Source organism: Marinomonas transparens, from assembly GCF_016463975.1.
Lineage (GTDB): Bacteria > Pseudomonadota > Gammaproteobacteria > Pseudomonadales > Marinomonadaceae > Marinomonas > Marinomonas transparens.
On sequence record NZ_JAEMNX010000008.1, the window covers coordinates 22,521 to 44,403 of the forward strand.

Consider the following 21,883-nt stretch of genomic DNA (forward strand, 5'->3'; position numbering starts at 1 on the left):
GCACTGTAATGGAGCGTTAGGTTTGATTTTCTCTTGTCACGATAGGGTGAGGCAGAGGTTTTTATATATTTGACCACTTGGTTAAGCTTGATGTGGGGCTTAGCCATTTTTATCTCTCTATATAGGGTTGATCTTGTATAGGTTGCTTTAAAACCTATCAATATTCATGCCAAGGCCCTTAAGAAGCCAGTTTTGAATGGGGGCGTAGGATACGAAATTTTAACATCTTTGTCTTTATGGGAAAGTCGATTTTTAATGAGTATATATTGCCCCAATATATTTTTGCTTTATTAGGGTTAAACAGTAATGTGTGTGAACTATGAGGATTGTTTTGTAGTCTATGGTAAGTGTTTTGTGTAGTCAGTTGCTGGTATTTTTTGTAAAATTGGTCGTTAGTCAGGTCTGTTTTAATTAATTGTGCCTTTATATTTTTAGTTGTTCTAGTTGGTGACGTAGTGTCTTCGATAATGAAAAAAATACAAAAGAACTTTCTCTATACAGATCTTGCTGAAGAATACAGTAACGATCTCAATCAAAAGCGGATGGTGGGTTTTTCGTACCTATTCTTCTGTTCTATCAATTTGATTGTGATAGTAATTTTTGTTATTCGCCAAACATCACCTATCGTACTCTTTTGTTTTTTGGCTTTGCTACTTGGTTTACTAGGTTTGCGCTTAAATTTTAAAGGGAAGCTTTTTTGGGCTCAAATAATGTTGCCTATTATTGCAATGTTGGAATTGTCTATTTTGAGCTTGTTCTATTTCGGTACGGGTAGTGCTCTCCATTGGTTTTTAATTGACTTCATTATCTATGCGCTTGCTGTTTTTCGCTCTGATCAAAGGGTCTTGAAGTATGGTACTGCTCTGTGCACTGTAAGTGTCTTTTGGGTTTGTGAATTTATGGGAGCCGAGAAGGGGCTCTATTTGTCTGCTCAGGACCAGAAGGTTGCTTTGTTCTTGGTTTTCTTATGTTCATCTTTTGCTGTTGCTGTCATTGTTAGCATGGTGGTAAATAGACTGAGGACAGTAAATGAGCATTTACGGATATTGACAGAGAAGGATGAACTGACAGGCTTGTCTAACCGCCGTAAGGTTTTGGCGGATGCAGACGATATTTTTGCTGATTCCATTGTTCAGCAGGATTCTTGTGTGTTTGCCATTATAGATTTAGATCACTTTAAAAGAATTAATGATACCTATGGTCATGATGCAGGAGATTTGGTGCTAGTTAAGGTATCAGAAACCATGGCAGCAGTAGTACGAGATCAAGATGAAATTGGTCGCTATGGTGAAGAAGAGTTTATTGTGATCATGCGCAAGGTGACTTTAAAGCAGGCTGAGGCGGTAATGGAGCGAATTCGTACAGCGGTAGAAAATATGTTCGTGGAAACGGAACAAGGGATTGTGATTCCTGTTACCATTAGCATAGGTTTGTCGACGATGGAGCCTGGTGTGTCTCGTTTTGAAGAAGTACTTGCGCAAGCGAGTAAGGCATTATATGTGGCTAAACGAAATGGCCGTAATAGAATTGCGATAGAGTCCTCTTTCCAAGATTAAAGTTTTTTCCTTTTTTTATTGACATATGAGTTGTCCACTTTCTCTGTGGATAACCTTGTTGGCTAATCAATTTTTTCCTTATTTGATGTGTAGCGAGGCTAGTTTGCTCTCTGTTTTATTTCGTTGTGATGACTTCTGGGTTATCAGAAAATCACCAGGGATGAGTTTCCATGCGGATTCTGATGAGTTAGGAGTGATGCAATCACTGGCACTGTCTTATCCTCAGCAGCGTTTTTTCCCCGTGCATCGTTTAGATAAAATGACATCAGGGTTATTGGTTGTGGCTTGTCATGCCAAAGCGGCAGCGCAGTTTGGTGTTTTGTTTGAGAGGCATGAAGTCGAGAAACGCTATCTTGCTTTATCTAACCGTAAGCCAAAGAAAAAGCAGGGGACAATAAAGGGAGGAATGAAACCAAGTCGAAGAGGGCAGTGGATGTTGACAAAAAATGCTGAAAATTTTGCAGTAACACAGTTTTTTTCTTCTTCTTTTCAAGGCTTTAGAGTCTTTTTACTAAGACCATTAACAGGTAAAACACATCAGATTAGAGTGGCCTTAAAAAGTCTTGGGGCGCCTATTTTTGGGGATGTTCGATATGGTGGTGATAGGGCTGACCGAGGTTATTTGCATGCTTATGCTTTACAATTTGATTGGCAAGGCGAGGCAAAGCGTTTTATAGATTTGCCTTTTGAGGGTGAATGTTTTTCAGCGGAATTGGTTGATTTTATTTCTGCTCAGTTTGATGAATCTTTATTGACATGGCCTTCTAGTAAGTCTTTATAGAAGTTAGTTATTGTTGCTCGGCATGGTGTGTGCTTAGAGTCGAGAAGGAAATTTAATGAAAAATGTTTTGGTTTACTGCCGTGCAGGCTTTGAAAAAGACTGCGTGGCAGAGTTGTCAGAAGTATCTAGTCGTAACGGCTTTTATGGCTACGCTAAGGTCGTTCCTAATGCTGGATATGTTGTGTACAACTTTGATCAAGCTGATGCAGGTGAATTGCTTATTCAGCAATTGGATTTCAATCGTTTGATCTTTGCGCGTCAGATTATTGCGGTGAATGATGTTATTGAGTTGGAGCAAGGTGCTCGTGTTGAGTCTTTGCTTGAAGCTGCTCGTGACTTGCCTTTGGCGGAAGATATTTGCATTGAAACAGCGGATACTAATGAAGCCAAGGCTTTGTCTGGACTGATTAAGAAATTAGACAAACCTTTAAAAGAGGGCTGGAAGAGGTCTGGGGTTTTGCGAAATAAAGCCGTTGGTGTGCGCCACCACGTTTTTTTACTGGATGGCGAGGCGGCTTATTTGGGGGTGTCGTACGCTGTTTGTCGTAGTGAGTTTCCTATGGGGATTCGCCGTTTGCGTTTTCCCGCTGCTGGGCCTAGCCGGTCTACGCTAAAACTTGAAGAGGCTTTTTTGCAGTTTGTGCCAGAAAAACGACGTGAGACAGATTTAACCGAAGGGATGACGGCAGTTGATCTTGGTGCTGCGCCGGGGGGGTGGACTTATCAGTTTGTGAAAAGGGGTATTCATGTGATGGCGATTGATAATGGCCCTATGCAGAAAGAACTGATGTCTACTGGTTTGGTGGAGCATGAAAAAGCGGATGGTTTCAAATTTGAGCCGCCTTATACGGTTGATTGGTTAGTTTGTGACATGGTAGAGCAGCCTATTAAAGTGGCGGGCCTTATGGCGAAATGGCTGGCGAATGGCTGGACTAGAAGGGCTGTTTTTAATTTGAAGCTGCCGATGAAAAAACGCTATCAGGAGGTCTCTTTGTGCTTGCAGGCGATTGATGAGTCTCTAAAAAAGTCTGGTGTAAGTTATCAGTATCAAGTGAAGCATCTTTACCATGACCGCGAAGAAGTGACGGTTTGCATTATGGTGAAATAGCTTTATTCATTATCTCTTTGTATGGGAAAGCCGCTTTAATCATCAGATTAAGGCGGCTTTTTTTTGTGTTTTTGCGGTGTTAAATGGACTCGCGGGGGGTAAAGGCCTTATAGCCCATAGCTTCTTCCATCAAGCGATCTCTATCATAGATGTCATCACGAAACTCCAGCATGCCGTTGGCATTAGGGACTACAGTGAAATAAACCAAATAAACAGGGAGGTAGGTAGGAAGTGTGATGACTGTGTCTTTTTCGTTGCTTGGGTCCTTTAGCATGTCTGTTTCTTTTTTGCTGCTTTTGGTAATGGCTTCAGCAAAGGCCATTGGTTTTTCTAGGCGAACACAGCCAGAGCTGAATGCTCGGTTGGTCTCGCGAAAAAGGTGTCTTGCGGGTGTGTCATGCAAGTAAATTTCATTTTTATTAGGAAACATAAACTTGAATTGACCGAGGGCGTTGCCTTCGTCAGGCTCTTGTTCAAATCGATAGGAAAGCTTGTCTTCGCTAATGGCCTTCCAGTTGATTTGTGTCGGATCAAGCTCTTTTGCGGCTATACCCCAGTGTGCATATAGTTTATAGCCATGTTTAGATAGGTAATTGGGGTCTTGCTGTAGCTTAGGTAATAGGTTTTCTCTAGCGATACGGTGCGGAACGCGCCACGTGGGATTTACCACCATGTAAGTCATCAGGCCTTTAAATACCGGTGTTTTTCTATTGGCTTTGCCGATAACGACCTTCATTGAAGTATGTTCGTCGTTTAGGTACATGTCCAGGGTGTAGTTGGTAAGGTCAACCCATACTCTATTGGGTTCCAGTTCGCTCGGTAACCAGCGCCATCTTTCTAAATTATAGGCAATTTGTTTGGCGCGTGTTTTTAGTGGCACATTGAGCATTCTGATGGTTTTTGAGCCGGCGGAGCCATCTGCTGTGATGTGGTGTCTATTTTGGAAGCGTATTAGGGCGGCTTTTAGTCGTTGATCAAATTCTTCTTCATTGATTTTTCTTGTTGAAAAGCGAATGTCACCAAGCTGTACAAGTCTTGCTCTAAGTTGTGCGACTCTAGGCCCTGTGTCGCCGATAGATAATGGCACGCCTGGCTTGACCTGAATGTCTTGCTCTTTGCTAGCTAGGTCCTGATAGTAGACCAACCACTTTTGCAGCACTTGATACTGTGGGCTACGGGGTGCCAGTAATGGTAGTGAGTTGACCATGTCGGTTGCGGAATTGAGCAATAGAAGCTCTTTCCAGTTGTTATTGGGGGCGTCTAATTGCCAGTTTGGGTCAATGAGCTGTGGTTCATAGCGACCATTGCTTAAGTCATGGGCATAGCTGGACAGGGAGATGGTTGCAATGACGTCCATTTCCGCTAGTTGCTGTGGCGTTGGGGACTTCAGTGCAAGATATTCTTGGATTATCTGGGTGTGGTAGTGAATTGGATTGAGTCCATGGCTATGGGATTGTTCTAAAATATCGACAAGTTTATAAATCGACATGTTAATGGTTTTGTCTTGAATCCAAATGGGATTGTAAGCACGAGCTTGGTAGGCTTCTACTACACTATTGTTAGGTAAAGCTTGGCCTGCAACAGGGGTGAAAGCATTTAATGTAAGTGCGACTTGTTCTTTTACACTGGTTTCGATTTGAGATTCGCTAGGTGGCTCAACAACAAAGCGGCTGCTTGTGTTAGGCGTTGAACAGGCGCTTGCCAGTAGCGCAGTACAGAAAATAGGAATAAGGCGTTTTGCCAGTGTCATTGATGTTTCCTTGTTAGTGAGCTGGAATTGGGTGTTGTCTCATTTTCCATAATAGACAGTATGCTGATTGCTTCTTTTCTGCTGTCGCCACAAATGTCCTGTTCAGCTTGAAACGTACTGCAAACAGTAGGGCGGGAAGATTCAGCAAAAATCGCGCAACGAAAATCCTCTAGTAGTTGTATGCAAGGCTCTCCGGCGGCTTTTCCATTTGGCATTCCGGGAATGGGGGAGCTAATTGAGGGTGCTGTACAGCAAGCACCACAGCCTGAACGGCATTGCATAATAAAGTACCTTAATTTGGCGTTTTTTTGTGTAGACAAATGTTAAGGGAAGTTGGTAATTTTTGTGTGTTTAGTTTACAAATGTACACGCTAGGCTAGTATTTTAGTGTATCGGAATGATAGGGCATAGGGGATAATTTAAAAAATGCTAATTTAACAAGCAGAGATGCTGTTTTTATGGATAGGTGCCGCGTTAACTCATGGAACATAAAATACTTGTAGTAGAAGATAGCCCTGTTGTACTTAAGGTTTTGAGACACTTGCTGATTCAAAATCCTGCTTTTCTTCCTGTTTTGTGTGCGTGTTATGAAGAAGCTAAAGATAGATTAGAAGAGCCCGGTGAAGAATATTTTGCTGCCATTGTTGATTTGAACCTTCCCGATGCAGAAAATGGTGAAGTGGTCGACCTTGTTTTGTCTCATAAAGTCCCCTGTATCGTTTTGACTAGTAACTTTGATGATGACTTGCGCCTTAGCTTATTAAATAAAGGCGTTTTAGATTACATCACCAAAGACAGTCGCTATTCTTTTAATCATGTTATCAAGGTGGTTGAGCGGCTTCGGAAAAATCAAAACTTAAAGGTATTGGTTGCTGAAGATTCATCTACTAGTCGTTTGTTTATTAAGATTTTACTTGAGCAGTGTCGATTTAGGGTAGTTGAAGCGGAAAATGGTCAGGAAGCGTTAGCGAAGCTTGAGGCTGATCCAGAGATTCGCATGCTGATTACGGATCATAATATGCCATTAGTAAATGGTTATGAGTTGGTTCGTATGCTTAGGTATAACGCTCGTTTTCAAGATTTAGTGATTATTGGACTGTCGGCAGAAGGGGATAATTCGCTCTCGGCTAAATTTATCAAGGCAGGGGCAAACGACTTTCTTAAAAAACCTTTTTATCATGAAGAGTTTCATTGTCGAGTTATTCATAATTTAGAAGCTCAAGAAATGCTTGAGACGATTCGAGATCTAGCAAACCTTGACCCTTTAACCAAGCTTCATAATAGGCGTTATCTATTCGATGAGGGAGAGTCTTATTATAGTCGTGCGGCGACGGCTGATACTGGGGTTGTTTCCTTGGCTATGATTGATCTTGACTATTTTAAAGCGGTTAATGATACCTATGGCCATATGGTGGGGGATGATTTGTTGGCCGTTATCGGGCAAGAAATAAAAACCGCTTTTCCTGATGTGTTGGCTTGTCGGTTTGGCGGTGAGGAATTTTGTATTGTGGTTAATTCAGATTACCAAGGGGAGGATTTCTTGGTTATGTTGAATGGCTTTGCTGATCAGGTTCGTTCAAAAGAATATACGGCGGCTAAAATTAAAATAACTTGCAGTGTTGGGGTCTGTCGTCAAGCCGTAGACTCTTTAGATGAAGCCATACGTATCGCTGATAACAATTTATATGAAGCTAAGCGCTTGGGAAGAGATAGGATTGTTTCGGATAAGTAGTGGAAAGCCTTAATTTCATATTTTTAACTTTATAAAAAAATACCGCTGCTATTTGTAACTTTAGGAGCGGTATTTTTTTGGCTTGTGCTTTTCTTGATCGTCGTACCGAATTTAGCCTTTTAACATTTTGGCTAGAATTGGGTTTACAATGCCCGGATTGGCCTTGCCTTGAGAAGCTTTCATTACTTGGCCGACAAAAAAACCAATCATTTTCTTTTGTTTGTCTGGTTCGGCGGCGCGATACTGCTCTACTTGCGCTGAGTTGGCATCCAAAATAGTTTGAATCATGGCTTCAATGGCACCGGTATCAGTGACTTGCTTTAGACCTTTTGCTTCGATGATGTCATCAGCAGATCCTTCCCCTTCCCACATCAACTGGAAAACATCTTTCGCTGTTTTGCCATTGATGGTGTTGTCCTTGATACGCTGTAGTAACTCGCCAAAAGCCTTTGCATTGACTGGAGAATGGGCTATTTCTAGTTGCGCTTGGTTAAGCAATTTGCTTAGCTCGCCCATGACCCAGTTTGCCGTTAGTTTGGCATCTTTTACTATGTCATTAGCGCTTTCAAAGTAGTCTGCCATTTCTCGAGAAGAGGACAATACCGCAGCGTCATATTCGCTTAGGCTGTGTTCACTTTGAAAACGAGCGGCTTTTTGGCTGGGTAGCTCAGGAAGAGTGGTTTTAATCTGATCAACATACTCTTGTGTGAGAACGACTGGTAGAAGGTCTGGGCATGGGAAGTAGCGGTAATCGTTTGCATCTTCTTTTGAGCGCATGCTGCGAGTTTCATTCTTCTCTGGGTCGTATAGGCGAGTTTCCTGAGTGATGCGTCCACCATCTTCTAGGATGTCGGCTTGGCGTTCGATCTCAGTATAAATTGCTTTTTCGATAAAGCGGAATGAGTTGACGTTTTTGATCTCGGTTCGTGTACCGTATTCCTGTTGGCCTTTTGGTCGTAAGGATATGTTGACGTCACAACGCATTGAGCCTTCGGCCATATTGCCATCGCAAATGCCTAAATAAGTCACGATAGAGTGAATCATTTTAACATAGGCTACGGCTTCTTTAGCGGAGCGAATATCAGGCTCAGACACAATTTCTAGCAGGGGGGTGCTGGAGCGGTTTAGGTCGATACCTGTCATGCCCTGGAAGTCTTCATGCAGGGATTTTCCTGCATCTTCTTCTAGGTGAGCACGAGTGATGCCAACACGGGAGGTGGTGCCATCGTCTAGGGTCACATCAAGGTAGCCTTTGCCAACAATGGGGTGGTCCATTTGGCTGGTTTGGTAGCCCTTTGGTAGATCTGGGTAAAAATAGTTTTTACGGGCAAAAACAGATGTCATACCTATTTCAGCGTTGACCGCATGACCAAACATAACAGCCATGCGTAAAGCTTCTTTGTTAAACACAGGTAAGGCACCAGGCATACCAAGGTCAACCAAGGCGGTTTGAGTGTTTGGCTCTGCGCCAAAGCCTATTGGTGCACCGGAGAATAATTTGGACTGAGTCGAGAGTTGGGCATGGATCTCAAGACCGATTACGACTTCCCAATTCATTCTTGTGCTCCTTTTATCATAGCGGGGGATTGTAAATGCCAGTCAGTATGTTGTTGGAATTGATGCGCTACATTGAGCAACTTAGCTTCAGCGAAATAGTTGCCCATGATGTGCAGGCCAACAGGCATGTTGTCAGCAAAGCCTGCTGGTACTGACATGGCTGGTATGCCAGCCAAATTTGCTGAGAGGGTGTAGATGTCTTCTAGGTACATAGCGACCGGGTCGTTGGTTTTACTGCCAAGGCCAAAAGCCGTAGTTGGGGCAACAGGGCCCATTATCACGTCGACTTCATCGAGTGCGGCAACAAAGTCCTGTTTTATTAGACGACGAATGCGCTGTGCTTTTAAGTAGTAGGCGTCGTAGTAGCCTTCCGATAAGGCGTAGGTGCCAACCATGATGCGCTTTTGTACTTCTGCGCCAAAACCTTCAGCGCGGGTTCTTGTATACATGTCCAATAGGTCTTTTGCATCGTCACAGCGGTGTCCAAAGCGTACGCCGTCAAAGCGGGATAGGTTTGAAGAGGCTTCTGATGGCGCGATAACATAGTAGGATGGAATGCTAAGTTGTAAGTTTGGCAGTGAAATTTCTTTAACTGTCGCACCGAGTTTTTCAAATTCAGCAACGGCATCCATAATGACTTTAGCGACATCGGCGTCTAAGCCTTCACCGAAATACTCTTTTGGCAAACCGATTTTTAGTCCAGTTAATGGGGTGTTCAAGCTGTTTAGGTAATTGTCTGTCTTGTTTTCAGATGAGGTGGAGTCTTTTTCATCAAATCCAGCGATCGATTGCATTATGTGGGCGCAATCTTCTGCGCTTTTGGCCATTGGTCCAGCCTGATCTAGGCTTGATGCATAGGCAATCATGCCAAAACGAGACACTCGACCATAGGTTGGTTTTAGGCCTGTGATGCCACAGAAAGAAGCAGGTTGACGTATGGAACCACCTGTATCTGTACCCGTTGCAGCGACCACTAAGCCAGCGGCGACAGCGGCGGCAGATCCGCCAGAAGAGCCTCCGGGCACTTTATCTAAATTCCAAGGGTTTTTTACGGCGCCGAAAAAGCTGTTTTCATTGGAAGACCCCATGGCGAATTCGTCCATGTTGGTTTTTCCAAGCATGACTGTACCGGCTTCTGCTAGACGTTGGGTTACTGTCGATTCATAAGGCGGCACGAAGTTATGCAACATTTTTGAACCACTGGTGGTCAATATGTCTTGAGTGCAGAAAAGGTCTTTATGGGCAATAGGGATACCGGTGAGGCTAGAGCCTTTGCCTTCGCTAAGGATTTTGTCCGCGGCTGCGGCTTGTTCTAAGGCTGTGTGTTCGCTAACGGTAATGAAACTGTTTAGTTGCCCATCGATTTGTGCAATACGATCTAAGAAGGCACGTGTTAGTTCGACACTCGATAGTTCTTTGTTGCGCAGTTGTTGCGCTAAGGAGGAGATGTTTTGTTGGAACATAATTCGCTCTTATATTATTCGATGACTTGCGGCACTAAGAAAAGGCCGGCTTCAGTTTGTGGGGCGTTAGCAAGGAACTCATCGCGGCGGTTGCCTTCGGTCACCTTGTCTTCTCTAAGTCTTTGAGTCATCTCAAGCGGGTTAGAAAGAGGCTCAACACCCTCTGTGTTAACAGACTGCATCTGCTCTACAAGAGTCAAGACACTGGATAGGGAGTGTTGGTATTGGTCGGCATCTTCCTCGGTGAGAGCGAGGCGCGCCAAGTGTGCAATTTTTTGCACGTCTTGCTTATCTATGGACATGTTCCACCTGATTATTGATTGTCGTAAATGTTTTCTATTGTATCTCTTAGTTGAATAGCTAGAAAGACACGAGGGTGAAAAACTCACTGCATTTGCAAGAAATCAAAATAATTTGAATAAACAATGAAATAGATGAAGAGTTTTTGACGATTTACGCGGAATCGACTTGCCCATTGGTCCCGTCATTGTTACATTTTGACGCTGTTCGTATCGAATTATCAGGGTGTAGGAATTCATGTTTAAGAAAATCAGGGGAATGTTCTCAAGTGATTTGTCGATTGACTTAGGAACGGCAAATACCCTTATTTATGTGCGCGATCGTGGAATCGTGCTGGATGAGCCGTCAGTAGTGGCTATTCGTCATAATGGGAACCAGAAAACAGTCGCATCAGTTGGTACCGAAGCGAAGCGTATGCTAGGCCGAACTCCAGGTAACATCACTGCTATCCGGCCGATGAAAGACGGCGTTATCGCTGATTTTCATGTTACAGAAAAAATGCTGCAATATTTTATTTCGAAAGTACATGAAAATAGCTTTTTGAAGCCAAGCCCGCGTGTTTTAGTTTGTGTTCCTTGTAAGTCGACTCAGGTAGAGCGGCGAGCAATTAAGGAATCCGCTTTAGGTGCAGGCGCTCGAGAAGTTTATATTATTGAAGAGCCAATGGCGGCGGCGATTGGTGCTGGCCTTCCTGTAGCGGAAGCCTCGGGTTCTATGGTGATTGATATTGGTGGCGGTACCACTGAAATCGCTATTATTTCCTTGAATGGTATTGTGACATCTGAATCTATTCGTGTCGGCGGTGACCGTTTTGACGAAGCGATTACCACTTATGTACGTCGTCAATACGGCAGCTTGATTGGTGATGCAACAGCAGAGCGAATTAAGACTGAGATTGGTATGGCTTATCATTCGGGTGAAGAACTACAGATTGATGTTCGTGGCCGTAATCTAGCCGAAGGTATTCCGCGCTCTTTTACTTTGAGTAGCACGGAAATCTTGGAAGCCTTGCAAGAGCCTCTAGCTCAAATTGTTCAAGCCATTAAAGGTGTGCTTGAGCAATCACCACCAGAACTCGCCGCCGATATCGGTGAAACGGGTCTTGTGTTGACCGGCGGTGGTGCCTTGTTACGTGAGATTGATCGTTTAATCAGTGAAGAAACTGGTTTGCCGGTTATTATCGCTGATGATCCTTTGACTTGTGTGGCTCGTGGCGGCGGTATGGCTCTAGAAATGATGGACAGACATGCAACTGAGCTTTTTACTGCTGATAATGAGTAAAGGTTAGGAGCGCACCATTAAAGATTCGCTTTATTTTAATGGAAAGGTTTCCAGTACGCGTTTTGTAGTGCTGGTTATCTTGTCTATTGTCATGGTAGTCGCTGATGTGCGCTATTCAGTATTTGCCCCCGTTCGTCCTTATCTCAGTTTATTGGTCACACCCATTCAGGTGGTGGTCAATACCCCACAAAAAGTTTTCTATTGGTCTAAAGAGCACCTTACTAGTCGTGAAGGTTTGGTCAAAGAAAATAAGTCATTGAATCAAGAGATTTTGATTTTACGTAGCCGTATGCAAAAGCTTACGGCATTGCAGGCTGAAAATGTTCGTTTACGCGAATTGCTCGATGCTTCTCAGCGGGTTGATGAGAAAGTTGTCATGGCGGAGGTGATTGGTTTCGATCAAAATGCCTATAGTCATAAGATTCTTATTGATAAGGGGTTTTCTTCTGGTGCTTATGTTGGGCAGCCCGTGCTTGATGCAACGGGAGTGTTGGGGCAGGTGGTTGAAACCACAGCTTACAGTAGTCGCGTACTTTTAATCGCAGATGCCAGTCATTTCTTGCCTGTTCAACTTTCACGAACTGGTTTTAGGGGGGTCTTAAGGGGCACTGGTGACCTGAAGCGAATGGAGTTGATGAGTGTTCCCCATTCCGTGGATATTAGAAAAGGCGATATTCTGACGACCTCAGGTCTTGATAAGCGTTTTCCTAGTGGGTATCCAGTAGGCGTGGTAAGAAGCGTTAAGCATGTTGCAGGGAAATCCTATGCGGATGTGGAAGTAGTGCCTTTGGCTCAATTAGGGCGTAGCCGACACGTTATGCTCATTGATAAAGCGAAACAGTCATGAAACCAGTTTTTGTATTTTTCATCACACTATTAACGGCTTTAATGCTCGAGGCTATGCCGTTTCCTGAGGAGTTGGTTTGGTTTCGCCCAGAATGGGCCTTACTGGTGATTCTTTATTGGGTGATTGCCTTGCCCTATAGAGTCGGTGTTGGCTTAGCATGGTTTCTGGGCTTGATGGTTGATTTGTTGCAAGGCGGTATTATTGGGCAACATTCTCTTACTTATGTGATTATTGCTTACATTTGTGCGGTATTTTATAAGCGTTTAAGAATGTACCATCGTTGGCAGCAGGGTTTTTTTGTTTGCTGCTTGGTGAGTATTAATCAGTTGTTAGATTTCTGGATCGATCATTATTTAGGGCATGCAGAGCCAACTTTAATGATCTTTATGCCAGCTGTGATTACCGGTTTACTTTGGCCTTGGTCGTTTATTATTTTGCGTAGTGTGCGTCGTATCTACGCTATTCGTTAGGGCAAGATTATGTTGATTTTGGCTTCAGCGTCACCAAGAAGAAAAGAGTTGCTGAGTCTTTTAGTTAAAGAGTTTGAAGTCCTACCGGCAGACATTGATGAAACCCCCAATATTTCTGAAGACGCTGGTGACTATGTAATACGTATGGCGCAAGAAAAAGCAAAAGCGTCTGCCCTCAAGTACCAACAGCAAGCGAAAGACAATAAACGTGCTGTTTTTATTGCGTCGGATACTAGCGTTGTTGTGGATGGCCTAATTCTAGGCAAACCAGCTTCTTTTGACGAAGCCAAGGTCATGTTACGTATGCTATCTGGTCGATCTCACCAAGTAATGACTTCTCTTTGTTTATGTGATTTATCTCTCCAGCGCCTTGCCACTAAAAATGTCATTAGTGACGTGGTGTTTCGTGATTTATCTGATTTAGAAATTGAGCAGTATTGGCAAACTGGGGAGCCGCAAGATAAAGCCGGTTCCTATGCGATCCAAGGGGTAGGCTCTATTTTTGTTGAATGTGTTTCTGGCTCTTATTCTGCCGTTGTTGGGTTGCCTTTGTTTGAAACGTCTCAATTATTGGCGCAATTTGGAATTAACTCGCTAAGAGAAATGTCTAGTAAGTGAGTGCGCTTAGCTCAATTGCTGGTATGTTTTATTAGCCTTTATTTATTGAAGGATATATGCCATGAGTGAGGATGTGCTAATCAATGTCACCCCCATGGAAATTCGCGTTGCTTTGGTTGAAAACGGCGTATTGCAGGAAGTTTATATTGAGCGCTCCACTCGTAAAGGCATAGTTGGTAATATTTATCAGGGCAAAGTAGTGCGTGTACTACCTGGTATGCAGGCGGCTTTTGTTGATATTGGCTTGGAGAGGGCAGCCTTTATTCATGTTTCTGAAGTGGCGGATCGTGATGCCGTTAATCAAAGTGATCAAATTGGTGATTACTTACGAGAAGGCCAATCTCTTGTTGTTCAGGTCACCAAGGACCCTATTAGTACAAAAGGGGCGCGCCTAACAACTCATTTGTCTATTCCTTCCCGTTACCTTGTTTATATGCCTGATCAAGCTCATGTTGGTGTAAGTCAGCGTATTGAAGATGAGGAAGAGAGAGAGCGTCTTAAATCTTTGGTTTCTGGGGCTTTGACTGAGGCAGATGAAAATAACGGTTATATTTTGCGTACTGCTGCTGAACGGGCGGGAGAGGAAGAAATTCTTGCGGATATTAAGTTTTTGACGCGCTTGTGGCAATCAGTTAAGCGTCGCATTAAGACCGCCAAAGCGCCTTCTGTCATCTACGAAGATCTTCCGTTGCACTTACGAACTATGAGAGATCTGGTGAGTCTTACTACTGAAAAAATACGTATTGATTCCAAAGAAAATTACACCAAGCTTTGTTCTTTTGCTGAAGATTTTATTCCAGAATTGGCGGAACGCGTTGAATATTACCCTGGCGAGCGTCCCATTTTCGACCTATACAGTGTGGAGGATGAAATAGAGAGGGCGCTTGACCGTAAAGTCCAGCTCAAATCAGGTGGTTATTTGTTGGTTGAGCAAACTGAATCAATGACCACAATTGATGTGAATACAGGAGGCTTTGTTGGTAGTCGTAACCTTGAAGAAACGATTTATAAAACCAATCTAGAGGCGGCAACCGCTATAGGTCGGCAGCTTAGGTTGAGAAACCTTGGCGGCATTATTATTATCGACTTCATTGATATGGAGGATGATGAACATAAGCGACAAGTGCTGAGAATGCTAGAAAAAGTGCTGGATACAGACCACGCTAAAACCAAGATTACTGGTGTTTCTGAACTAGGCTTGGTAGAGATGACACGGAAGCGTACCCGTGAGAGTCTGGGGCAGACACTTTGTGAGCCTTGTAAGTCATGTCGTGGGAGCGGTTTGGTTAAAACCCCTGAGACGGTCTGTTATGAGGTGTTTCGTGAGATATTAAGGGCGGATAGGGCCTATGATTCACAAACCTATACCGTCTTGGCTTCAACGGCCGTAGTAGAGCGCTTTCATGATGAAGAAAGTTCTGGGGTAGCGGACTTAGAAGCTTTTATTGGCAAAACGATTCGTTTTCAGGTGGACTCTGTTTATACACAAGATCAGTATGATGTTGTGCTTCGCTAATGAGAAATAACCTCTAAAATGAGTAAAATGCTGCGTAAGTTAATAATAGTCTGTTGGTGGTTGGCTGTATTTATGTCAGCGGCACTGGCTATTTTTGTCTTGAGTGTTAAGCAGTTACTTCCTTATTTAGATCATTACCGACCTCAAATTGAAAGTAATTTAAAGCAGATAACAGGCTACTCTGTAACCCTTGAAAATATTGAGGGGAGCTTAGAGGGGATAGATCCTACCGTTTCTGTTATTGGCCTGAATGTGCAGGCAAATGATCAACCCGCTGTTGTTATTGATGAGCTGCGGGTGCGTTTTGATGTTGTTCAGTCCCTTCTTACATTAAGCCCTCAGTTCACCTATATTCGCTTTATACATCCCGTCATTTCTTTACAGGAAACGGGAGGTAAGTGGCGCTTAAATGGCGCGTTAGCCTCAAAGAATGTGACTAACGATGTCGGTATTGAGCGGGTGTTGGATTATCTTTCAGCACAGCGTAATTTTTCTATTGTTGATGCCAAGCTTCTTATTATTAGTGAAGAAATGGGTAATCATAGCCTTACTATTCCTAGTACTTATATTTTTCGCAAAGGCAGTGAATCCTTTCTTACCTCTACTCTTTATTTGGATGATGATAAATCGCCCCTTGAGATGAATGCTAAGATTGTGGATCCCCTCAGTCTTTTTAGTGGCTATCATGTTAAGGCTTCAATTAAGGCTCCAGTGCTTTCTTTGCCATTGGGTTCATCTCTTGTTTCTGCTGTGCCTGAGTTGGCTTCTATTCAATATGGTGGCGATATTTGGGTGGATTTTAAGATAGGTAAAGAATTAGAGGTGCAGTTTGAGTCAACCAATGTTCTGGTTTCTTTCCGTGATGGGGAGAGTTATCAGGCGTCACCTTCGATCAAGCTTCGCTATTCGCAAAAAAGTCCCAGTTTGCATGTAGATGTCCATAATTTAGTTCTTAAAGATCAATTGGGGCATGGCTATCCTGCTTCCAACCTCTCTTATGAATGGAATGCGCTTACCAATCGCTCGCATATTGGTTTTGATCGCTTTGATATTGCTTTAGCTCATCAGATCGGTAAGCACTTTTTACTGCCAGACTGGAATGCCACAAAAATATTGACCGGTCTCTCTCCTGTTGGCATGGCTAAAAATGGGTCGTTGCGTTTGTGGCGTGAAGAGGGGGTGTTGTCTTTTCAGTATCTAAGTAATTTGGTATCTGGCTCGGTTGATGGTTACAAGGGGATTCCAAAAGCCTCTAATATTAATGCTGTGTTTAGTTTGTCGGAAGAGAGTGGCTATATTGATTTTAGAGGCCGGGATAACGAAATTGAGTTTGACACTGTCTATGATGAAGCTTGGAAAACGGACTCATTATCCGGCTATGTCGATTGGCGCAGGCAAGAAAATATATTCTTGGTGGCGGGTCGAGACTTGGTGGTGGATAGGAATGGTTCATCGATTACTGGGGGTTTTAGGCTTGAGATACGTCGCTCTGAGCCTGATTGGATCTCATTGGATCTACATGGAGAAAATGTTTCTATTAAAGACCGTTTGACCTATATACCTCAGCAAGCACTCAATGAGCAGGTCGTGGATTGGATAGATGAAGCCTTTGTTGGAGGCAATGTTGATAGCATAGATGTGCTTGTCCATAGTGAGTTAATTAAGGCGCCATCGCCCCATGTGCGTGTGCAAATGGCAGTGAGCGATGTGGATGTGGCCTTCGATAAAAAGTGGCCTGTTGCTAGGCAAGTTAATGGCACTTTTGATCTTAACCAAGCTGGTATTTCCGTCAATGTCGACTCTGCTTTGTGGCAAGGTGTGCCTGTATCTGGCCTTTTAGTGACAGTGCCAATTGCTGCTGGCTCTGCGGATTGGGTGAACTTAAAAGGGGCGTTGAGTGGTGAGTCGTCACAAATTTTCAGCGCTTTACAGGCAACGCCTTTAGCGGAAAGCGTCCTATTGCCTTTTGATACTTGGCAAATTGAAGGATCGGTGGATAGTCGTTTTGAGATTTCAGTTCCCCTTATTGATGATGTTGAGCCGAAAGTGGAGCTCGCGTTAGATTTTCAGAATAACGCGCTTTATGTGGGCGATGTGGATATTCATTCTCAGATCCATCAGGGGCGGGTGAATTATACGACCGCGGAGGGAATAACAGGCTCAGAGTTTGATCTAGAAGCATTTGGTGGCGATGCGCATCTAGTGTTGTCATCGACTTATTCTGCAACTGATGAGCTTGTTATTGCTGGCGATATATCGGGTATTGCTGACCTTTATAAGGTCGCTAAATGGCGAAAAATGTCTGAGCCATTGGCATCCAGATATTCGGGTGATGTTGGCTACTCTGGTCAATTATGGGTGAATCAAGTGCAATCGGGACAAGTTGATTTTACCCTGAGCAGTGACTTGCAGGGTGGTGTCATTGATTTTCCTTTACCTATAGGGAAAACCGCGGAGGAATCTAAAAAACTGACGGTAAAAGTGAGTGGTCATGGTCAGGATTTGATTGTTGATCAAGATTATGATGCCTTTATGCGCTCCCGAGTTTTGGTACGTGATGGGGAATTCATTGGAGGCGATGTGATGCTAAACAACACTTTGCCCTTGAGTTCGAATATACCCAAAGGCTTGGTTATTAATGGCGGTCTAGATCAGCTGGATGTGATGGAGTGGCAGGAAGTAATAAAGGACTTATCTGAATTGGCGGTATCTGCTGAGGGGGGCTCGTTGCTAAAGGCTCCTCAGTGGTTAAGCCGAATGGACATCATTGTTGATAATTTGAAAGTGAATGAGCAGAACACCTTACATAATTTGAAGGCCAGTTATGATGCTATGACGGACAGCTCTTTACGGGTGAGTTCTGATGAAGTGAGTTTGGTGTTAACGGATCGTGAGTATGGACCAGATTTGCATTTTAATTTTTTAAGTTGGAATACGGCTCAGGAGGATTCACTAGAGAAAGCGACTAACGAGGCACCGATTCACGCTAATCAGATTCCAAATATGACCCTGTCAATCGATCAGTTTTATCTTGATGACAGCCCTTATGGGGATTGGCAGCTAACGGTCTCCCGTGACGGGAATCGGGTTCGAATTGACCCAATTACTACCCAATTAAAAACTGGTAAGCTCAAAGGGTATATTGTTTGGCTAGATGAGGAGGCAGACTCTAATGTTGAGTTTGTTGTTCAAGCGAGTGGTGACAATCTTGAAGAGTTAACAAAAAAATTCTCCACGGAATCCGTGGTCACTTCTAAAAAATATCAAATTAATGTGGCTTTGAATTGGAAAGGGCATCCTTTTTACTTTGATCGCGAGTCCGTTTCTGGACACATCAATTTTGACTCTCGGAATGGGAACTTTTCTAGTATTGATGAGGTTCCTTCCTTTTTAAAGGTATTGGGTATTTTTAATATGGGGGCGCTGACTCGGCGTCTTACATTGGACTTCTCCGATGTTTATGCGTCTGGTTTATCTTATGATGAGTTTGATGGGGCATTATCTTTGAGTGATGGAATATTAACCACCACTTCGCCGATTGCTATCATTTCGCCTTCCGCTGAAATTGTTGTAGAAGGCTCCGCAAATATTGTTGATGAAACCTTAGACGAAAGAATGACAGCGACTATCCCGATATCCGGTGCTTTGCCTCTTGCTGGCTTGCTATGGGGAACACCTCAGCTCGCTGGACTGCTTTATATTACTAATAAGCTAATTGGTAGCCAGCTGTCAAAGGTGACCAGTGTTCGTTATAAGGTGGAAGGTACTTTTGATGAACCGATTATGACGCCAATTAAATATCAGCCCAAAGACGAGAAGGGTAAGTGATGAGTGTTTTATGTGTGGCTGCGATTCAATTAACCAGTAAGTCTCGATGGCAGGACAATTTAGCTGAAGTAGAAAGATTGCTTGAATTGGCCGTTAGGGATGGTGCTCGTTTGGTTGTTTTGCCTGAGAATGTATTTTTATTCAATGGTAAAGGAATGCGGGCGTTAGCGGAATCTGCGGATCAAAATGTTTTGCTGGAATCGGTTCAGACGTTAGCAAAAGCATGGAGTATTTATCTTGTTATTGGCTCTCATCCCTCTTTGTATTCGCCCCGTGGGGAGCTTGTGGCTGATGGCAGGGTAAGGCAAACCTGTTGGGTGATTGACCCTGATGGTGTGTTCATAGAGCGCTACGATAAGATACACCTTTTTGATGTCACGGTTGATGATAAAGCGGCTTCTTATCGAGAATCTGATGTTATTGAAGCGGGAGATTTGGAACCAAAAATTGTTGAAGTTGATGGTTTTAAGGTGGGTTTGAGTATTTGTTATGATGTGCGCTTTCCTGAGTTGTACCGAGCTTTAACTGGGCTTGGTGCCGAGTTGGTGTTAGTGCCGGCGGCATTTACTTATGTGACTGGTAAGCGCCACTGGAATATCTTGCTATCAGCAAGAGCAATTGAAAATCAATGCTATGTGTTGGGTGTTAATCAGTGTGGTTGGCATAATGCTACACGACAAACGTATGGGCACAGTGCTTTGTATTCTCCTGTTGGGGGGGAATTAACTGGATTGGCGGAAGAGCCAGGCTATTTTGTTTTTAATATAAACAAAGATGAGCTGGCTGAGTGTCGTGCTAAAATGCCTTGCTTATCCCATCGTCGCTTTTGATCGCTGTTTATCCATAAAAAAACCTCAAATAACGTCTCGTTGTTTGAGGTTTTTATCTGTTGAAAGGACGTTCTATTCGTGAAGCCCTAAACGTCTTTCTTCAGCTTCTCGTAAGAAACGGAAGAGTTTTTTACGATGGCTAGTTTTTGTTCCTTGGGCAGCTTCCTTCTGAGACAGTCGAATTAATTGTCTAAGTTGCTGTATATCTTCAATCTCTGGGTTTTGGTCTAAGTAATCGGAAAGCGCCTGTTTGCTGTGTTCGCCAATGAGGGCGTCACGTTTTTGCTCTAGTTGTTGGAATAATTTGTTGTAGGCGGCAGAGCTGGTATCAAAAAGAGCAACCTGCTTGGCGATCGCTTCGTGATCTTCTGTACGCATTATTCTGCCAATGTATTGTAAATGTCTTCTCATCGCTTCGCGCTGTTTGATGCGGTCGGCTTCAACAAATGCTTCGCGTAATGTTTCAGACATGGCTACTTTTTTGAGCTGATTTTTGCTGAGCTCTAATAGCTTTTTGCCTAAATCTTGTAGGGCTTCCACTTCTCGTTTGATCTGTGTTTTGCTCTTAGGAATTTCTTCTTCGTTATCAAATTGATCGAAATCAGTCATGGGAACCTATAATAGAAAAATAGTAGCGAGACCTAGGAAGGATAAGAATCCAACGACATCAGTCACAGTTGTCAAAATTACGCTGCCAGCAAGGGCAGGGTCTATACCAAGTTTTTTAAGCAGAATGGGTAAAAGTGTACCAGTGGTGGCTGCAAATAGCAGGTTTATAATGATAGCGCCCGCAATAATATAGGCAATCATTAGGTTGTCAAACCAAAGTGCGGTAAGTGCGGCGATTACTGTGGCCCACAAAATACCATTTATTAGTCCAACAATGAGTTCTCTGTTGAGTAGCCAGCGGGTATTGGTTGCACCAATTTGATTGAGTGCGATACCTCGAATGACCAAGGTGAGGACCTGTGAGCCGGCTATGCCGCCCATGCTGGCGACAATTGGCATCAGAATGGCGAGGGCAACAACCTGATCAAGCGTATTTTGGAATAAACCAATGACATAGGAGGCGATAAATGCGGTAACTAGGTTTATGCCTAGCCAAACAGCGCGTCGCTTTGTGGTTTTGAAAATAGGTGAAAAGGTATCTTCGTCGTCATCAAGACCTGCCATGCTCAACATTGAGTGTTCTGCTTCATCACGGATGACATCAACCACGTCATCTATGGTGATACGACCGAGTAATTTTTTGCTTTCACTATCGATAACTGGCGCTGAGACAAGGTCCATTTTTTCGAATAATTGGGCGACTTCATTGACTGGAGTATTGGCATCTATGATGGTGCAATCTGTTTCCATGATATCGCGGATGGTTTCGTCGGTATCTGCTACCAATAACTTAGTGAGAGGGAGTATGCCCAGCAGGCGGTCTGAGCGACTAACAACCAGTAGGTTATCTGTCATGTCTGGTAGTTCTGTGTGTCTGCGAAGATAACGGAACACAATATCAACAGTGATGTTCGGGCGAATGGTAATGGTGTCCGTATTCATTAAGCCGCCCGCAGAGTCCTCAGGGTAGCTTAAGAGGGCTTCTACTCGCATCCTATCTTGAGTGCTCATAGAGGCGAGCACTTCGGTTACAACGGTCTCTGGGAGATGTTGTAATAGATCGGCTAGGTCATCACTTTCAAAGTGTTCAGAGACGGCAACAAGTTGCTCAGTGTTCATGTCTTTCATGAACTGAGCGCCAATATCTTCACTTAGATATTGTAATACTTCGCCTTCATTTTTGTCGTCAATCAGTTCCCAAAGCAGTTTACGTTCTTTAGGAGGAGAGGATTCGAGTAGTCGAGCAACGTCTTGAGCGGGTAAAGCACCATTTAATAGGTAGCGGATCTGCATGGTCGCGCCTGATTCAAGCGACTCGGTGACCGTCTGCAGATGGGCTAGGGTGTTTTGCTCTGACATCTTTGGGTTATTCTGCTTCGCCAAAACGATTGTTGATTAATTCAATCACGGCTGTCATGGCTTCCGCTTCGTCTTCACCATTGGTTTTCACGCTGATGTCTGTGCCCTTACCTGCGGCGAGCATCATCATGGCCATAATGCTTTTTCCATCCACATTACGGCCTTCTTTTTCGATAGTGATATCACAGGAAAAGCGCGAGGTGGTTTCGACTAGCTTGCCAGCGGCACGTGCATGCAGCCCTAGTTTATTGATAATAGTGACTGACTCTTCCAGCATG

General features: G+C 43.6%; 19 protein-coding genes. 11 read left to right on the forward strand and 8 right to left on the reverse strand.

Going from position 1 to position 21,883, the window contains the following annotated elements; genetic code table 11:
* Positions 1 to 710 precede the first annotated feature (710 nt).
* From I8J31_RS08415 to rlmM, 3 genes are read left to right on the forward strand one after another with little or no spacing between them, the layout of a single operon-like run.
* A complete protein-coding gene (locus I8J31_RS08415) occupies positions 711 to 1,556 on the forward strand; it encodes a GGDEF domain-containing protein (protein ID WP_233402664.1) in 846 nt (281 codons plus the stop codon).
* A gap of 58 nt (positions 1,557 to 1,614) precedes the next feature.
* Positions 1,615 to 2,337, forward strand: a complete 723-nt coding sequence (locus I8J31_RS08420; protein ID WP_233402665.1) for a TIGR01621 family pseudouridine synthase — start codon at positions 1,615 to 1,617, stop codon at positions 2,335 to 2,337.
* Between the two features lie 55 nt (positions 2,338 to 2,392).
* Entirely contained in the window at positions 2,393 to 3,445 is a 1,053-nt protein-coding gene (gene rlmM, locus I8J31_RS08425; protein WP_199467840.1) for a 23S rRNA (cytidine(2498)-2'-O)-methyltransferase RlmM, read from the forward strand.
* A gap of 79 nt (positions 3,446 to 3,524) precedes the next feature.
* Here rlmM and I8J31_RS08430 read toward each other — a convergent pair whose 3' ends face one another.
* Both I8J31_RS08430 and I8J31_RS08435 read right to left on the reverse strand, forming a co-directional pair.
* Positions 3,525 to 5,195 (reverse strand): L,D-transpeptidase family protein, encoded by a 1,671-nt coding sequence (locus I8J31_RS08430; RefSeq protein ID WP_199467841.1) that lies wholly within the window; start codon positions 5,193 to 5,195, stop codon positions 3,525 to 3,527.
* Entirely contained in the window at positions 5,192 to 5,476 is a 285-nt protein-coding gene (locus I8J31_RS08435) for a YkgJ family cysteine cluster protein (protein WP_199467842.1), read from the reverse strand. The genes I8J31_RS08430 and I8J31_RS08435 overlap by 4 nt, the downstream gene beginning before the upstream one ends.
* Before the next feature lie 200 nt (positions 5,477 to 5,676).
* Here I8J31_RS08435 and I8J31_RS08440 point away from each other — a divergent pair, with 200 nt between their 5' ends.
* A complete protein-coding gene (locus I8J31_RS08440; RefSeq protein ID WP_199467843.1) occupies positions 5,677 to 6,927 on the forward strand; it encodes a diguanylate cyclase in 1,251 nt (416 codons plus the stop codon).
* Between the two features lie 111 nt (positions 6,928 to 7,038).
* Here I8J31_RS08440 and gatB read toward each other — a convergent pair whose 3' ends face one another.
* The 3 genes from gatB to gatC are packed head-to-tail and all read right to left on the reverse strand — an operon-like array spanning position 7,039 to position 10,249.
* Positions 7,039 to 8,484 (reverse strand): Asp-tRNA(Asn)/Glu-tRNA(Gln) amidotransferase subunit GatB, encoded by a 1,446-nt coding sequence (gene gatB / locus I8J31_RS08445; RefSeq protein WP_199467844.1) that lies wholly within the window; start codon positions 8,482 to 8,484, stop codon positions 7,039 to 7,041.
* Positions 8,481 to 9,947 (reverse strand): Asp-tRNA(Asn)/Glu-tRNA(Gln) amidotransferase subunit GatA, encoded by a 1,467-nt coding sequence (gene gatA, locus I8J31_RS08450; protein ID WP_199467845.1) that lies wholly within the window; start codon positions 9,945 to 9,947, stop codon positions 8,481 to 8,483. Before gatA ends, gatB begins: the two co-directional genes overlap by 4 nt.
* Before the next feature lie 14 nt (positions 9,948 to 9,961).
* Entirely contained in the window at positions 9,962 to 10,249 is a 288-nt protein-coding gene (gene gatC, locus I8J31_RS08455) for an Asp-tRNA(Asn)/Glu-tRNA(Gln) amidotransferase subunit GatC (RefSeq protein WP_199467846.1), read from the reverse strand.
* Between the two features lie 235 nt (positions 10,250 to 10,484).
* Between gatC and I8J31_RS08460 the strand changes: the two genes are divergently transcribed.
* From I8J31_RS08460 to I8J31_RS08490, 7 genes are all read left to right on the forward strand, one after another.
* On the forward strand, positions 10,485 to 11,528 hold the full coding sequence (locus tag I8J31_RS08460; protein WP_199467847.1) for a rod shape-determining protein: 1,044 nt from the start codon (positions 10,485 to 10,487) through the stop codon (positions 11,526 to 11,528).
* Positions 11,529 to 11,595: 67 nt separating this feature from the next.
* Complete coding sequence (mreC, locus tag I8J31_RS08465) at positions 11,596 to 12,375, forward strand: rod shape-determining protein MreC (RefSeq protein WP_325101185.1); 780 nt, start codon at positions 11,596 to 11,598, stop codon at positions 12,373 to 12,375.
* Positions 12,372 to 12,845: a rod shape-determining protein MreD gene (mreD, locus tag I8J31_RS08470; RefSeq protein ID WP_199467848.1), complete on the forward strand. Its 474-nt coding sequence runs from the start codon at positions 12,372 to 12,374 to the stop codon at positions 12,843 to 12,845. Before mreC ends, mreD begins: the two co-directional genes overlap by 4 nt.
* Positions 12,846 to 12,854: 9 nt before the next feature.
* Positions 12,855 to 13,463, forward strand: coding sequence for a Maf family protein (locus I8J31_RS08475; protein WP_199467849.1), 609 nt, complete (start codon positions 12,855 to 12,857; stop codon positions 13,461 to 13,463).
* A 61-nt stretch (positions 13,464 to 13,524) separates the two neighbouring features.
* On the forward strand, positions 13,525 to 14,979 hold the full coding sequence (gene rng, locus I8J31_RS08480; protein WP_199467850.1) for a ribonuclease G: 1,455 nt from the start codon (positions 13,525 to 13,527) through the stop codon (positions 14,977 to 14,979).
* A gap of 18 nt (positions 14,980 to 14,997) precedes the next feature.
* Positions 14,998 to 18,807 (forward strand): YhdP family protein, encoded by a 3,810-nt coding sequence (locus I8J31_RS08485; RefSeq protein WP_199467851.1) that lies wholly within the window; start codon positions 14,998 to 15,000, stop codon positions 18,805 to 18,807.
* The gene (locus I8J31_RS08490; RefSeq protein ID WP_199467852.1) at positions 18,807 to 19,637 is read left to right on the forward strand and encodes a carbon-nitrogen hydrolase family protein; all 831 of its coding nucleotides are present in this window, start codon (positions 18,807 to 18,809) and stop codon (positions 19,635 to 19,637) included. Before I8J31_RS08485 ends, I8J31_RS08490 begins: the two co-directional genes overlap by 1 nt.
* A gap of 72 nt (positions 19,638 to 19,709) precedes the next feature.
* On the opposite strand, the gene yjgA is transcribed toward I8J31_RS08490, so the two are convergent.
* The 3 genes from yjgA to I8J31_RS08505 are packed head-to-tail and all read right to left on the reverse strand — an operon-like array spanning position 19,710 to position 21,882.
* Positions 19,710 to 20,246 carry a ribosome biogenesis factor YjgA gene (gene yjgA / locus I8J31_RS08495; protein ID WP_199467853.1) on the reverse strand — a complete coding sequence of 179 codons (537 nt, stop codon included), beginning with the start codon at positions 20,244 to 20,246 and terminating at the stop codon, positions 19,710 to 19,712.
* A gap of 6 nt (positions 20,247 to 20,252) precedes the next feature.
* Complete coding sequence (gene mgtE, locus I8J31_RS08500; protein ID WP_199467854.1) at positions 20,253 to 21,605, reverse strand: magnesium transporter; 1,353 nt, start codon at positions 21,603 to 21,605, stop codon at positions 20,253 to 20,255.
* A gap of 7 nt (positions 21,606 to 21,612) precedes the next feature.
* Positions 21,613 to 21,882, reverse strand: coding sequence for an HPr family phosphocarrier protein (locus I8J31_RS08505; protein ID WP_199467855.1), 270 nt, complete (start codon positions 21,880 to 21,882; stop codon positions 21,613 to 21,615).
* Between the last annotated feature and the right edge of the window lies 1 nt (position 21,883).

Excerpts from the sequence above, each read along its gene's own strand:
- I8J31_RS08505 (WP_199467855.1), bottom strand. The coding sequence starts at position 21,882 with ATGCTGGAAGAGTCAGTCACTATTATCAATAAACTAGGGCTGCATGCA.
- I8J31_RS08415 (WP_233402664.1), top strand. The coding sequence starts at position 711 with ATGTTGCCTATTATTGCAATGTTGGAATTGTCTATTTTGAGCTTGTTC.
- I8J31_RS08460 (WP_199467847.1), top strand. The coding sequence starts at position 10,485 with ATGTTTAAGAAAATCAGGGGAATGTTCTCAAGTGATTTGTCGATTGAC.
- I8J31_RS08485 (WP_199467851.1), top strand. The coding sequence starts at position 14,998 with ATGAGTAAAATGCTGCGTAAGTTAATAATAGTCTGTTGGTGGTTGGCT.
- gatB (WP_199467844.1), bottom strand. The coding sequence starts at position 8,484 with ATGAATTGGGAAGTCGTAATCGGTCTTGAGATCCATGCCCAACTCTCG.
- gatA (WP_199467845.1), bottom strand. The coding sequence starts at position 9,947 with ATGTTCCAACAAAACATCTCCTCCTTAGCGCAACAACTGCGCAACAAA.
- I8J31_RS08435 (WP_199467842.1), bottom strand. The coding sequence starts at position 5,476 with ATGCAATGCCGTTCAGGCTGTGGTGCTTGCTGTACAGCACCCTCAATT.
- I8J31_RS08430 (WP_199467841.1), bottom strand. The coding sequence starts at position 5,195 with ATGACACTGGCAAAACGCCTTATTCCTATTTTCTGTACTGCGCTACTG.
- I8J31_RS08475 (WP_199467849.1), top strand. The coding sequence starts at position 12,855 with ATGTTGATTTTGGCTTCAGCGTCACCAAGAAGAAAAGAGTTGCTGAGT.
- rlmM (WP_199467840.1), top strand. The coding sequence starts at position 2,393 with ATGAAAAATGTTTTGGTTTACTGCCGTGCAGGCTTTGAAAAAGACTGC.
- I8J31_RS08490 (WP_199467852.1), top strand. The coding sequence starts at position 18,807 with ATGAGTGTTTTATGTGTGGCTGCGATTCAATTAACCAGTAAGTCTCGA.
- I8J31_RS08440 (WP_199467843.1), top strand. The coding sequence starts at position 5,677 with ATGGAACATAAAATACTTGTAGTAGAAGATAGCCCTGTTGTACTTAAG.
- rng (WP_199467850.1), top strand. The coding sequence starts at position 13,525 with ATGAGTGAGGATGTGCTAATCAATGTCACCCCCATGGAAATTCGCGTT.
- gatC (WP_199467846.1), bottom strand. The coding sequence starts at position 10,249 with ATGTCCATAGATAAGCAAGACGTGCAAAAAATTGCACACTTGGCGCGC.
- yjgA (WP_199467853.1), bottom strand. The coding sequence starts at position 20,246 with ATGACTGATTTCGATCAATTTGATAACGAAGAAGAAATTCCTAAGAGC.
- mgtE (WP_199467854.1), bottom strand. The coding sequence starts at position 21,605 with ATGTCAGAGCAAAACACCCTAGCCCATCTGCAGACGGTCACCGAGTCG.
- mreD (WP_199467848.1), top strand. The coding sequence starts at position 12,372 with ATGAAACCAGTTTTTGTATTTTTCATCACACTATTAACGGCTTTAATG.